Source organism: Methanobacteriaceae archaeon, assembly GCA_029219465.1.
GTDB lineage: Archaea > Methanobacteriota > Methanobacteria > Methanobacteriales > Methanobacteriaceae > Methanocatella.
The window spans coordinates 1-13,738 of record JAQXTL010000006.1 but is presented as its reverse complement, the minus strand read 5'-3'; the positions used below and the strand labels follow the sequence as shown (position 1 = coordinate 13,738).

The following is a 13,738-nucleotide window of genomic DNA, read 5'->3' as shown; positions in this document are numbered from 1 at the left end:
TCTATTCCTCCTTAAGTCCAATCCATGTAACTTCTTGTTCAGGTACTTTTGTTTTTTCATAAGCTTCAACAATGTATTCAGGTATAATGTCTCTTCCACCTAAACCTGCAACAAATCCATAGATTTCTTTATCAATTTTAACTTTCATATCAGCATATAATGCTCCACCAATTCCGAAGGTGAAGTTTTTATCAATAACAGCAATTTTTTGACAGTTTTTAACTGCGTCTTTGATTGCTTCAACAGGGAATGGTCTGTATGCTCTAATTTTAAGTAAACCTACTTTTTCTCCTTTTTCTCTTAATTGGTCTACTACAACTCTAATGGTACTACAAAGTGAACCCATTGCAACAATAACAATATCTGCATCTTCGGTTTTGTATGGTTCAACAAGACCATATTCTCTTCCAAAGATTTCAGCAAATTCTTTACAGGTTTCTTCAATAACTCCAATGGATTTGGTCATTGCAACTTCCATATCATGTCTTGCTTCTGTATAGTAGTGAGTATCTGCAAAGTTACCAATGGACATTGGGTCATTTGGATCAAGATATGCATGTTTAGGAACATATGGAGGTAAGAATTTATCTACACTTTCTTGATCTGGAATTTCAACAGGTTCTACAGTGTGAGTTAAAATAAATCCGTCTAAACATACCATTGATGGAAGTAATACATCTGGGTTTTCTGAAATTTTATATGCCATTAAAGTAGTATCTAATGCTTCTTGTGCATTTTCAACATAAATTTGTAACCATCCAGCATCTCTTTGTGCAATGGAGTCTTGTTGGTCGTTCCAAATGTTTAAGGGTGCAGAAATTGCTCTGTTTGCATCTGCTAAAACAATAGGAGTTCTCATACCTGCTGCTGCGAATAAAATTTCGTGCATTAACATTAATCCTTGGGAGGATGTTGCGGTAAAGGTTCTTACTCCAGCACCACTAGCTCCAACTGCAGCACTTATTGCACTGTGTTCTGATTCTACTTTAACATATTTAGCATCAATTTTTTCGTCTGCAACGTATTGAGCTAAGTATTCTGAAATTGTAGTTTGTGGAGTAATTGGATAAACGGGAATAACTTGTGGTTTAGCTAATCTTACAGCTTCTGCAACTGCTTTGTTTGCGGTCATTACTTCTTTTATCATTAAATCACTCTCTTTATTCTTTTACCATTTCAATTGCATCGGAAGGACATTCATATGCACAAATTCCACATCCTTTGCAGTAATCATAATCTATGTCATGTTGTTTGTTTACACTGGAATCTGGACAGAAGATAATACAATTATTACAGTCAATACATTTTTCTTTGTCTAAAATTGGTTTAAAAGTTCTCCAACTTCCAGTTTTGTTAATTCTACTATTACCTGGTGTTTTAATTACGCATCCTATGCTTACCATTCTCTTCACCCTTTTCTATCCCATTTCATAAGCTTTTTTAGTAGCTTCTACATTTAGTTCTCCAACTTTTCCAGGGAATGTTTCTCTAATTACTTCAAGTAATGATTCGATACTTACAAGTTGGGTTTTTTTAGCAAAATATCCTAAAATAATAGTATTTACAATGTTACGTCCTAACATGTCTAATGCAACTCCGGTTGCATCAATACTGTGGACGGTATGTTCTCCACTACCTTCAAAAGTTTCGGTGTTGATAATAACTTCAGTATTGTCTTTGATTCCTGAAAATACATCCACTACGTTTAATAATCCATCATCTAATACTAATACATAGTCCGGATTGTAGATTTGGTATCTCAAATCAATTGGCTTGTCATCAATTCTGGTGAACGCCATAACTGGAGCTCCTCTACGTTCTACTCCAAAGAATGGAAAAGCTTGAGAATATTTGCCGTCTTTGAAAGCTGCTTTAGCTAAAATCTCAGCAGCGGTTACAGCTCCTTGTCCTCCTCTTCCATGAAAACGAATTTCAATCATTTAATTTTTCCTCCATATATTTATCATGTATAATCATTATAAATTCCAAAATATATAAAGGTTTATGTTACTTTTTATACTCTGATTTTTATTGTGAAAATTTCAAAATTTTAAAAGAATTTAATAATAATGTTTAGTCATATAATATAATTAGAAAAATCTCATTGGAAGGTATTATGAAAGTTTTAATTATCACAGGAGAGTTGGCATATCCTTTAATAAAAGATGTTGTTTCAAACTCAAAAGAAGATATCATTGTACATATTGTTGACAATACTCAGGTTGCAGCATTTTTAACTCCAAGATTAATTATTAATGAAGTTAAGAAATGTTTTGCAGACCAAATGGATGAAATTGATATGATTTTAGTTCCAGGTTTAATTAAAAAAGGAACAAAAGAAATTACAAAAGAACTTGGAATTCCAACATTTAAAGGATCCACTGACGGTGCAGACTTGGCAATGGTTTTAGACTTAATTGAAAAAATTGAATTGTCACAAACCACCCCTGCAGATAAACTGATTAATGAAGAAAAAAGAAAACAGGCTTTAAAATTCATTGAAGATTTTGAAAATGACACTGAGACTATTGAAAAACTTCTTGAAAAACCAAATAATATCCTAATTAGAAATCTTCCGGTTGGTGAAGACTTCCCAATGAGAGTACTTGCTGAAATAGCTAATGCACCATTCTTATCAAAAGAAGCATTAATAAACAAATGTCAGTATTTCGTTGATTCTGGAGCAGATATGATTGATATAGGAATGGCTGCTGGTGAAGATTTTTCAGATAAAATTCCTGAGTTAATTGAAACATTACGTCCTATTGTGGGCGATAGACCATTAAGCATTGATACATTAAATCCAAATGAGATTAAAACAGCTGCAGAAAATGGAATTGATTTTGTATTAAGTCTTGATTTAGGAAACAACAGTGAAGTTAAAGAAGTATTAAAAGAAAAACAGATTCCTGCAGTTTTACTTCCAACAAACTTTTCTCAAGGTAAATCTCCAAAATCTCCAAGTGAACGTGTTGAAGCAATGCATCAGTTAATAAAAGACACTGAAGGAGTAAAATACGTTGCAGATTTAATTTTAGATCCTGTTAACAGTGCAAGTATTGTAGAGTCAATAATCGCATGTAATGAATTTCACAAAACAAACCCTGCACCAATGTTTTTCGGTGTTGGAAATGTTACCGAGCTAATGGATGCAGATTCAGGGGGAGTCAATGTTTTATTGGCAGGTATTGGTATGGAACTTGGAGTAAGTATATTATTTACTCCTGAAGAAAGTGGAAAAACACGTGGTAGTGTTCGTGAATTAGCTACTGCATCTAAAATGATGTTTCTTGCAAAACACAGAAAATCCATTCCAAAAGATTTAGGAATCAATTTGGTTGAATTTAAAGATAAACATAAAAGAAATGATATCATAGTAAACGAAAGAGATGGAGTTCCTGAAATTCGCCAGAAAAAACCAATGAAATTCATAAGAGATAAAGCAGGCAGTTTTAAAATTCATGTTGACTATGCAACTACTGTAAAGGACAGCAGAATTACTGCTACTCATTTTAAGAAAAATGAACCTGACTTTGTAATTGTTGGACATTCTGCTAAAGAAATCTATGAAGAAATCATTGAAAAAGAATTAGTTACAAGAATGGAACACGCTGCATATTTAGGTTCCGAATTGCAAAAAGCAGAAATTGCAATGATTACTGGAAAAGAATATGTTCAGGATTTTGAATTATTCAAAAATCCTGACGAACTTAAAAAATAGTATTAACTGAAATCCTCTGGATCAATTGTGCCTTCGTTTTGTCCGGCTTGTGTGTCAGATTCAGTTGGTTGTTCTACTGGTTCACTATTACTGCTGCTTGAGTATGAATAGCTGGATTGTGAACCACTATAGTATCCTTGATTACTATAGCTTACACTGCTTGTACCACTACTTTCTGGACTTGAAGCACCGGTATCGCGAACAGAAGTGTCATCTGATGTATTATTAACTGTATTATTGGTTGTAATGTTTGTTGTGGTATTGTTCATTACAGGTACTGGATCATTATTGAATGAAATTCCACTGCTTGTAACAAAAAATGCAAGTGCTCCACAAATCACGATTAAGACTACTAATCCTACAATAATCATGTCTTCAGTTTCCATAATCCACCCCCATTTTTGAATTATTATTAATATATTGTTGCATAAACTTTAAATAAATTTAGATTAAATCTTAACTTATAATAGATTGGAAGGTTTAAAATTGCAAATTGAAAATATTAGTATTAAAGATATTGATAAAAGTCTGTTAAGTGCAGATTATGTTTCAAATAATGAAATTTCAACTACTTTATATTTATCCTTATTACTTGGAAAACCAATGCTTATTGAAGGACCTCCTGGTGTTGGAAAAACAGAGCTTGCAAAAGTAATTGCAAAGACTTTTGATAGGGACTTTTTCAGGATACAATGTTATGAAGGAATTAACTTCGAACAAATTGTCGGTGAATGGAACTATCAAAAACAACTTCTTCATTTGGAAGCTGCTAAAAATGATTCCGTTAAAGAAGATAAAATATTTGATGAGGAATTTTTCATAAGACGTCCTTTACTTAATGCATTTTTAAATGATAATGACTCAGTATTACTTATTGATGAAATTGACAAAGCAGATGAAGAAGTAGAAAGCTTCTTACTTCAGGCATTAGGTGAAAAAGAAATAACAATTAATGATTTGGGAACTTTCCAATTAAAAAACGATTTGATTGTTATTTTAACATCAAACTCTCAAAGATCATTACTTAATGAGACTAAGGATAGATGTTTGTTTTTATACATCCCATATCCAACTGTCGAACGTGAGATTGAAATCGTCAAATCCAAATTACCTCATGCAGATGAGGGCATTATTTCACATATTGTTAAGATTGTTCATGATATTCGTAATCTTAACTTAATGAAAAAACCTTCTGTTAGAGGTACTGTTGATTGGGTTCAGTCAGTCATGAGTTTAGGCACTGATGATTTGGATAAATCTTTAAAAGACAGTGTTGGTGTAGCTATTAAAACAGAAAGCGATAGAAAAAGAGTTTTAAAAGATGTTTTAGATAAGGATTAAAATGATAAATAAAATAGTAGATTTATCCGCCCAGTTAAGGCAAAAAGATGTCCCTGTAAGTATTAGAAGTACTAAGGCAGCTATACAGGTTTATGAGGACTTGGGTGAGGAAGACAGAAACTTGCTTAAAACTGCACTGATGGCAGTTTATGTTAAAGACAAGTATGATATTCCTAAATTCAATAAGGTTTTTGAAGAAATATTTGCTATTAAAAAAGTTGAAATGCCTGAAGAAGTTAAAAGAAGTAAAGCATATGAGGGCAGAGGTCCTAAATCAAATAAATATATCATTAAAAAACAGGAAAGCATGGCTCAAAGTATTAGAAAAGAAAAAATTACTAATGAAAAATTGAAAATGCTTTCAGGCCAACCATTACTTGAGGAAGCTAAAAAACTCGAACGCGATGGGGAATTAATGAATAAAGACTTAACCAAATTAAATCGTTTTGATCCAAGAATGCTTGAAATCTGTCAGCAGTTAGGTAGAAGAATAGCTAATAAGCGTTCAAGAAGAAAATCTAAAATGAACTGTAACAAAATTGATATTAGAAGAACCATAAGAGTTAATTTAAAATATGGTGGGGTTCCGCTAGAGCTTATTAAAGCAAAACCAAGGCCTCATAAGAATGAACACTTATTTTTAAATGACATAAGTGGTTCATGTGAATGGATTAGTAGCTGGTTTTTCATGTTGATGTTTTCAGCTCAAACAGCATTCAAACGTTCTAGAACATTTGAATTTGACAATAAAGTAATTGAAACATCTTCTGCTCTAAAAGAAGAGTATCTCTTAGATGCATTTGTTAAAGTGAAAGATTTACGTGTTAAAAATATGATGGTTCATGGTACCTCAAACATGTATACAGCATTTAAGAGCTTTCAGGAGATGGCAAATATAAATAACAAATCCCATGTTATTATTTTATCTGATTGTCGTGATTGGGCAGGGCCAAAAGTAAATGGAGTTCCTGCCAGTGTGGATATTGTTGAGGAAATGGTAAGAGATTCCAAAAAAGTTGTAATTTTAAACCCTGAAGATAAAAACAAATGGGATGTTGTAGACAGCTGTGTTTCACTCTACAGAGACGCTGGAGCACAGGTTTTTGAAGTTAATACTCTTAATCAACTAGCAAGATTTGTAGAACAAATGTAGGTAATAATTATGCAATGTAGTAAATGTGGTAATCCTAAAGTTATTATTAAAAAAGAACAGTCCGGCCAGCTATTATGTAAGGATTGTTTTATTGAATCAGTTGAGAAAAAAGCTATTAAAACCGTTAGAAAAGAAAAACTGTTAGATAAAGGAGATAAGGTTTTAGTTGCTCTTTCAGGTGGAAAAGACAGTGTAACAACACTTGAAATCTTAAATACATTTCGTGAAATGCACATTATTGACTTGTGTGCAGTAACAGTAGATGAAGGAATTGATAACTATCGCCAAGACGGTGTTGATATAGCTATTAGGCATGCTGAGAGATTAGGTATTGAACACAAAGTAGTTTCACTTAAAGACGAATATGGAATTACCTTAGATGAAATAATGCAAAGAGAAAATCATAAAGGTTCCTGTACCTACTGTGGAGTATTTAGAAGAACCATTATTAATAAAGCAGCTCGTGAAATGGGAGCAACAAAAATAGCTACAGGACATAACCTTGATGATGAAGTTCAGGGAATTTTAATGAATTATCTTGAAGGAAACACTGATAACTTAACTAAATTAGGTGCAAAAACAGAATCCAAAGCTGAAGAGTTTACAGTTAAGATTAAACCTTTACGTGAAATTCCGGAACGTGAAATTGGATTATATGTTGTTGCAAAAGAACTGGAAGTTCACTTTGACAGTTGTCCTTATGCAATGCAATCATTTAGAGGAGAAGTTTCTGAGGTTATAAATCAGCTTGCAGAAAAACATCCTACAATCAAATACTCTACTCTTAGAGGATATGATAAAATTAAAAATGTATTGAAAGAAGACTTTAAAAAAGATTTCAATCATGGAAGATGCAAAAGATGTGGTGAACCTTCAGCTAATGAATTATGTAAAGCATGTTCCTTTTTAGAAGAATTAGGATTGTGATAAAATGGAATTTACATTAAAATACAAATCAATTGATGAAAAAAGAGAATTGCCAAATGATAATTACACAATTAAAGATGTACTCACTGAATTAGGATTATCTGCTCAAACTATAGTATCAAAACAAAACGGAGAACTTGTAATTGAAGATACTGTAATTGAAGATGGTGATGAAATTCAATTAGTTCAAATTATATATGGTGGTTAATTTTGGATATTAGTTATGAATGTGGGCCTTGTTTTTTAAGACAGGCTCGTGAAGCTTTAGATTTATCAACTGATGATGAAAATGTTAAAATGAAAGTAATGGAAGAAATCTTCAAATTTCTAAGCACTACTTTCAAAGCAGGAACCAATTCAAACAGTACTGGTTCTTCAATGCATAAAATCATCAAACAAAAAACCGGCTGTATGGATCCATATTACAAAGAAAAAGTTGAAGGCAATGAAATTGCACTTAAATACTTGCCTGAAGTCAAAAAAATATTGGATGAAGATGACAGTTTAGAAAACTATGTTAAAATAGCTATTATAGGTAATATTTTGGATTTTGGAGCTTTTACCTTAGATGATGATATTGAAGGTGTAATTAAAAGTTCACTAAAAAAAGATTTGGCAGTTAAAGACATTGAAGAATTTGAAAACTCTCTGAAAACTCATGATAAAGTATTGTATTTAGTAGATAATACTGGAGAAATTGTATTTGACAAGCTATTATTAGCTAAACTAAAAGAATATGATTTGGATATTACAATTGCTGTTAAATCAGAACCTATTTTAAATGATGCTACTATGGTTGAAGCACTTGACGTTGGACTTGATGAATTTGGAAAACTTGTTGAAATCGGTGCTGGAACTGTAGGTTATGTTGATAGTGAAATTTCAGACGAATTTAGACAAATCTTCGATGATCATGAATTTGTAATCTCAAAAGGTATGGGAAACTATGAAGGTTTAACTGAAATTGATTTATCCAAAAAAGACATCTACTTTTTGTTATGTGTAAAATGTAATACTATTGCAAGGCATATTGGTGCAAACTTACATGACATGCTTCTTTTAAGAAAATAACTGGTGATGTTTATGATTATAGGACTTATTGGATTTGGAAAGGTTTTGCAAAATCTTACAAAGATAATTAAGTCTGATGAAATCACCTTTTTAACTTCAACTGAAAATAGATCTCATAAAACAATTGAAGCTATTGAAAAATCAGGAATTGAAGTTAAAGACACATTTAAGCAGGTAGCTATTGATTCAGATATTCTAATTTCTGCAAATTCTCCAAAAAATGCACTTGAAGTTGCAAAAAACTATGGAAAATTTGCCAAAGGAATTTATCTGGATTTAAATAATATATCTCCTGAAACTACTTTTAAAATAAGTCAATATGTTGATAATCTTGTTGATGGTGCAATTATTGGAAAAATTGACTCCGATAATCCAAGTTTATATATTTGTGGTGAACAATCTGATGAGTTGTTATTTTTAGATGAGTTTATTCAAACAAGAAAAATCAGTGATAATCTAGGTGAGGTAGCTATTTTAAAACTACTTAGAAGTAGCTATACAAAATCCTTATCAGCACTATTGATTGAAACGACTGAAACTGCAAAACAATATGGTTTAGAAGAAGAGTTTTTTGATATACTTACTTTGACTGAAGGAGATGATTTTAGACAAAAATCTCTATCAAGAATAAACAATACTTTAAATAATTCAAAAAGAAAATCTGAAGAACTTGAAGAAATAATTGAGTGTTTTGATAAAAATGAGTTAATTATGGTTAAGGCAGCTCTAAAAAAGCTTAACCAATAACCACTTCAACTTTAAATCCTTTTTTAGCTTTTTTTATACTTCCACTAACAGGAATAAAATGAGCATCCATAATGTATCTTAGATAAGTAACCTCTACAGCAGGAAGTCTTAAATTTGTTTTAATTTTTTTACCTTCACTTTTAAACTGAACAGAAATCTTACCTTTCTTATCCACATATAAATCAGTATTTATTCCTTCTTTTGTAATCTTAGTTTCAAATTTAGTTAAATTTAGTCCTGCTTCAAGTTTTAGCGGAGCATCAACCTCAATAAATTCACTTCTGAATTTTTCATTTGCCTCACGAGCATCTAAATCGCTGCTTGCAACATACCATGCTCTGTCAATTACTCTTTGGACTTTCTGATTATCAGGAATAACACCTTTGGATTCATAGCTTTTCATTAAATCCATTACTTCTTTTTTTGTAACATCCATTTCAATTGCACTAATTGCCAATCTGGTCATTACTGGTCCGTAGTTTGATCTTCTAAAAACAGCCCAAATGGATTCTGGGTCTCTATAAACTCTTTTTTTAATAATTTCGTTTATTGTATTACCATTAAGATAAGCTATTTTTTCAAGATTTCCTCTAGAATAGGTGTTCATTCTTTTATAAATATCATCCCAGTTTCTCTCTTCAGGAATATTTCCAGCATCAATTTCGCGCTGAAGAATATCAACTGTTGATTTTGGAAGTACTTTTTTAACATCATCAGTTATTGTCATGTCATTATCAATAATGGATTGTCTGATTAATCTTCCGGAATATTTGTCTTTGTTTAATTCCTTTACAACATGATACTCTAGTTTTGATCCAAGAAACTGATTTATAGCATACCATCTGATTTCATTTCTGTTTGTATAGTGTTTTGGCATTCCAACGAAATTTCCCTCATCAATAAACTTCTGTGCTTTTGATTTAATCTCATCAAGTGAAATGCTTGCTGAGGTAATATAATCAGTTACTCCATCATCAATCATCTGTTGGAGTCTGATTGGCACACTATATGATAAAACTAATCTGTGATGAAGTCCTTCAAAACATCTAACTTCATCAGCACCTAATGCTAATGCCATTTCTTTTCTAGCTTCAAAACTTGCAAAAAAAGGAGCATGATTTGCACTAAATCCTTTATTTAAATAAACAACAACTTTTTTGTTTTTTTCATCAGCAAGTTTTCTAGCTTCTTTAATTAATTTTTCATGACCTTTGTGAACAGGGTCAAAATCTGCACTAATTCCAATCAATATTAACACCAAAAAAAGAAAAAAATTTGGATAGTTTATCTATCCATAAAATTTAAAATACCATTTATCACTAACCATACTCCAATAAAAGTACCGAGAATAATTGGATTTGAAAGGTAAGTTCCAACGATTATGTATAATAAACCAAGTATTATTCCAAGAATTCCAGTATAAAATCCATATCTGGAATTGCGGTTATTAATTAATGAAACAACAGCAACAATGATTAACATTATTCCTGAGAAATACATTGATAGTTCTGTTAAAAATCCAAGTAATGCTGGATTGAATATCAAACAAATACTTACAAATAAAAGTAAAAGTCCTAACACTAAATCAAGTATGGCTCCTCTACTATTATAATCAATAATTGTAATTCCAGTAACAAGTAAATAAATGGACATTAATAATGCGGATAATCCAATTAATGAACTAGCTCCGATAACTCCCATTAACGGGAATACTATAATTATTAATCCGAGAAATACAGCTAGTAAACTAACAAATTTAGTTTTCATATTTTCCTCCTAATAATAATATTGGCACTTTTAATTATATTAATATAATGGGATATGTTTAACTTCGACAGTGGATTTATTCATATCGGAATTGTTAATTTCAGCCAACCATTCACTTTTACATTCACATTCATATTCAATTTTGGTTTGTGTCAAATTGTTATCAATTATCATGTGTTTTAAATCTTTATTACATTTCTTACAGTTGTATGGACCACGTCTTGATCCAAATCCGGATGTATCTAAAAGTGCAGGTATATCTAATTCATCACGCACTTTGTTTATAATCTCAACACATGACCAAATCCAAGGTGGTTGGTATGCTCCTTTTCTCCAGAATCTTTCAATTACAGTTCCACCATGTATGGTTGCTGGACAAAATGAAAGTCTGTCTACATTAATAGAATCACAATATCTTGCAGTTTCAATTGCCTCATCTATTGCTTGTTTTTCAGATACAAGAATAGGTTTTACAAAGACATATGCTTTTGTTTTTAAGTTGTATCCTTTTGTTTTTCTTAAATCTTGCATTAATTTTGTAGCATTTTCAAAGTCTTCGCAAGTGAAACCTTTATTGATTTTTTTAAGTCTTGTATAATCATTTGATGTTTCAAGTCCAATACTTACTTCAAATAATGTGTCTCCGATAATATCAAAGATTTCATCTAAGTATTCTTCTTTTACATATTCTGGTCTTGACTCAACAATGATTTCTGTAACATTTCCTAAATCCATTAATGTTTTTAAAATTTCATCACGTGCATCTTTTGGAAGTTCATATGGGTTTAAGAAACTACCTGATGCAAATAATTTAACTGAAATTTTATCTTCTTCACTAATTGGATGTCTGGATAAATGTTCATTAAAAATTCTAATAATTGTTTGAGAATCAATTGGTTCTAATGTACAGTCAGAAACATAGCTGCACATTGTACATCCACCACTATCTCCAAGTGCCCAGGAACATCCTGGTGTTGGTAATATAATAAATAATGTTTTTGCAATTCCATCATAAGTTAAATCATCATTATACCAACTTGCACCAACTTGTTCTGGAGTTTTTGGATCTTTTCTATCAAAAGCTCTAGTTCTTATCTCTTTTGTTATATTTTCAATTTCCATCATAATACCTGCAATTTATTAATGTAATATTATATTATTATGATGTTTTTCTAATTAAAAATTATTGTTGAAAAAAATAGTTTATGAATAAGTTGTGTATATCTGGTTTAAAAAAATAAAAAAAGAAAAAGTAAGCAAGTTTAGAAACTTGCGATTACGTCTCCTAATAATTTAATGGATTCTTCTACGTCTTTACCTACTGGGGAACCAGCAACGTATTGAGTTACACCCATTTCAGCTAAGCCTTCAATTTTTGGAATGAACTCATCAGGAGTACCACATACGGAGAATGCGTCGAGTGCTTCTTCAGTAATAGCACCAATAGCTCCACCGAAGTCACCTTTAGCTAATAATCCACCTAATTTTTCGTTGTATCCTTCAGGTAATCCGTGTCTTTCGATAACTTGTGGTGGGGATCCAGCTGCGATGAAAGCAACTACGATTTTAGCAGCGTTTTTAGCTGCTTCGGAGTCAGCACCAATAGAGGTTGCAGTGTATGCACCTACGTCGAATTCTTTTTCACCAGCGGATTCAATACCTTTTTTAATCATAGGCATAGCAGCTTCGTAATCTTTAGGGTTGGAAGCGTTAATTAATACACCGTCAGCGATTGCTCCAGCAGTTTCTAACATTTTAGGACCTTGTGCACCCATGTAAATAGGGATGTGGTCTTGTACTTTTTTAACTCCACCTAATGCTGCTCCAGCTTCAGTTTTTCCACCGTCTAATAAGGTGTTGATGTCATCAATAGCGGATTTAATAGTAGATACAGGTTTAGTCCATTCAATTCCTAAAGCGTCGAAAGTTGCTTTGTCACCAGGACCAATACCGAAGGTTGCTCTTCCTTCTGAAATTTCGTCAATGGTTGCGATTGCAGAAGCAGATATTGCAGGGCTTCTTACGTATGGGTTAGTTACACCAGGACCGATTTTAATGGTTTCGGTGTTTGCTGCAATTAATGCTAAGGTTTCGTATACATTTTTGTTGTTGTAGTGATCAGTGATCCATGCATATTCAAAACCGACGTCTTCTGCTAATTTTACTAATTTTGTAATTTCATCCAAAGGTTTATCTGGTACGAATTCTATACCGAACTTCATATTTTATCACCAGTAATAGTTTGGCTAGTAATATATAAAGTAATTTTTATTTGATTTAGATAGAAAATTTTATATAATGTATTGTATTTTTTCTGAACATATGCATTAAAAATAGCCTTTTATTAAAAAATTTATTTTTAGTAATACTTATTTTCATTCTTTATTATAATATTTATTATTAAGAAAGTTGTAATAGAAATATTAATTTTTGTTATTTATTTCTTTATTTTTTAGCTATTTTTATTTATTTTATTTTAATTAATTTTAATTTATCTTATTTTGATGTATTAATTAATTTTGCAATATTTTTTAATTATCTTTGTTAATGCCATTTTTGTTTCTATAGTATGTGCTATATGTTTATGGCGATGGTTTAAGTCAATTATTGCATGGAGCAATTTATGACTATGATGACTGCTTTTTTCCGCATGTAGCTATAATTTTATCATGTTTATTATATTATTAATGAATGTGCTTTTATGAGTATCTGAGTTTTTCGGATATGATGTACGTTTTGTAGATGTGGTGAAATTTGATTATAGAAACTTTTGGTTTTTATGAATTAGATTTTATTTTATGTGTAATATATTATACTCGTCTATGTTTTTTATGTGTACTTCAATTATGCTAATAATTAGTGTATTCTGTTTTGTGTTCAATTCTGTTTGATCCTGGCAGATGCTACTGCTATTGGGATTCGATTAAGCCATGCAAGTCGAACGAGTTTAGACTCGTGGCGTACGGCTCAGTAACACGTGGATAACCTACCCTTAGGACCGGGATAACCTT

15 protein-coding genes and 1 rRNA gene are annotated in these 13,738 nt (G+C 31.5%); 8 read left to right on the top strand and 8 right to left on the bottom strand.

Annotated elements, in window-relative coordinates; genetic code table 11:
* Position 1 precedes the first annotated feature (1 nt).
* Genes porA through PUD86_04730 form a run of 3 tightly spaced genes read right to left on the bottom strand, consistent with a single transcriptional unit; the run spans position 2 to position 1,940 of the window.
* Entirely contained in the window at positions 2–1,147 is a 1,146-nt protein-coding gene (porA, locus tag PUD86_04740) for a pyruvate synthase subunit PorA (protein ID MDD6776579.1), read from the bottom strand.
* Positions 1,148–1,160: 13 nt separating this feature from the next.
* Positions 1,161–1,403: a pyruvate synthase subunit PorD gene (porD, locus tag PUD86_04735; protein MDD6776578.1), complete on the bottom strand. Its 243-nt coding sequence runs from the start codon at positions 1,401–1,403 to the stop codon at positions 1,161–1,163.
* 15 nt (positions 1,404–1,418) lie between these two features.
* A complete protein-coding gene (locus tag PUD86_04730) occupies positions 1,419–1,940 on the bottom strand; it encodes a pyruvate ferredoxin oxidoreductase subunit gamma (protein ID MDD6776577.1) in 522 nt (173 codons plus the stop codon).
* 176 nt (positions 1,941–2,116) lie between these two features.
* Here PUD86_04730 and PUD86_04725 point away from each other — a divergent pair, with 176 nt between their 5' ends.
* A complete protein-coding gene (locus PUD86_04725; GenBank protein MDD6776576.1) occupies positions 2,117–3,721 on the top strand; it encodes a dihydropteroate synthase-like protein in 1,605 nt (534 codons plus the stop codon).
* A 2-nt stretch (positions 3,722–3,723) separates the two neighbouring features.
* Here the strand turns inward: PUD86_04725 and PUD86_04720 are convergent, their stop codons facing one another.
* Positions 3,724–4,107 (bottom strand): hypothetical protein, encoded by a 384-nt coding sequence (locus tag PUD86_04720; protein MDD6776575.1) that lies wholly within the window; start codon positions 4,105–4,107, stop codon positions 3,724–3,726.
* A gap of 100 nt (positions 4,108–4,207) precedes the next feature.
* Here PUD86_04720 and PUD86_04715 point away from each other — a divergent pair, with 100 nt between their 5' ends.
* The 6 genes from PUD86_04715 to PUD86_04690 are packed head-to-tail and all read left to right on the top strand — an operon-like array spanning position 4,208 to position 8,960.
* Positions 4,208–5,062 carry a MoxR family ATPase gene (locus PUD86_04715; protein MDD6776574.1) on the top strand — a complete coding sequence of 285 codons (855 nt, stop codon included), beginning with the start codon at positions 4,208–4,210 and terminating at the stop codon, positions 5,060–5,062.
* A 1-nt stretch (position 5,063) separates the two neighbouring features.
* Complete coding sequence (locus PUD86_04710) at positions 5,064–6,215, top strand: VWA domain-containing protein (GenBank protein MDD6776573.1); 1,152 nt, start codon at positions 5,064–5,066, stop codon at positions 6,213–6,215.
* A 9-nt stretch (positions 6,216–6,224) separates the two neighbouring features.
* The gene (locus PUD86_04705; GenBank protein ID MDD6776572.1) at positions 6,225–7,142 is read left to right on the top strand and encodes a TIGR00269 family protein; all 918 of its coding nucleotides are present in this window, start codon (positions 6,225–6,227) and stop codon (positions 7,140–7,142) included.
* Between the two features lie 4 nt (positions 7,143–7,146).
* Positions 7,147–7,350 carry a MoaD/ThiS family protein gene (locus PUD86_04700; protein MDD6776571.1) on the top strand — a complete coding sequence of 68 codons (204 nt, stop codon included), beginning with the start codon at positions 7,147–7,149 and terminating at the stop codon, positions 7,348–7,350.
* Between the two features lie 2 nt (positions 7,351–7,352).
* Positions 7,353–8,213: an ARMT1-like domain-containing protein gene (locus PUD86_04695; protein MDD6776570.1), complete on the top strand. Its 861-nt coding sequence runs from the start codon at positions 7,353–7,355 to the stop codon at positions 8,211–8,213.
* Between the two features lie 12 nt (positions 8,214–8,225).
* Positions 8,226–8,960, top strand: a complete 735-nt coding sequence (locus PUD86_04690; GenBank protein MDD6776569.1) for an NAD(P)-dependent oxidoreductase — start codon at positions 8,226–8,228, stop codon at positions 8,958–8,960.
* Here the strand turns inward: PUD86_04690 and PUD86_04685 are convergent.
* The 4 genes from PUD86_04685 to mer form a co-directional block, all read right to left on the bottom strand.
* Positions 8,950–10,218, bottom strand: a complete 1,269-nt coding sequence (locus tag PUD86_04685) for an adenylyltransferase/cytidyltransferase family protein (GenBank protein MDD6776568.1) — start codon at positions 10,216–10,218, stop codon at positions 8,950–8,952. The genes PUD86_04690 and PUD86_04685 overlap by 11 nt on opposite strands.
* A 26-nt stretch (positions 10,219–10,244) precedes the next feature.
* Positions 10,245–10,727 (bottom strand): DUF308 domain-containing protein, encoded by a 483-nt coding sequence (locus tag PUD86_04680; protein ID MDD6776567.1) that lies wholly within the window; start codon positions 10,725–10,727, stop codon positions 10,245–10,247.
* A 39-nt stretch (positions 10,728–10,766) separates the two neighbouring features.
* Positions 10,767–11,849 (bottom strand): archaeosine biosynthesis radical SAM protein RaSEA, encoded by a 1,083-nt coding sequence (locus tag PUD86_04675; protein MDD6776566.1) that lies wholly within the window; start codon positions 11,847–11,849, stop codon positions 10,767–10,769.
* Positions 11,850–11,989: 140 nt separating this feature from the next.
* Positions 11,990–12,949: a 5,10-methylenetetrahydromethanopterin reductase gene (gene mer / locus PUD86_04670; protein ID MDD6776565.1), complete on the bottom strand. Its 960-nt coding sequence runs from the start codon at positions 12,947–12,949 to the stop codon at positions 11,990–11,992.
* A 658-nt stretch (positions 12,950–13,607) separates the two neighbouring features.
* Here mer and PUD86_04665 point away from each other — a divergent pair.
* Positions 13,608–13,738, top strand: a 16S ribosomal RNA gene (locus PUD86_04665); the annotation flags it as partial.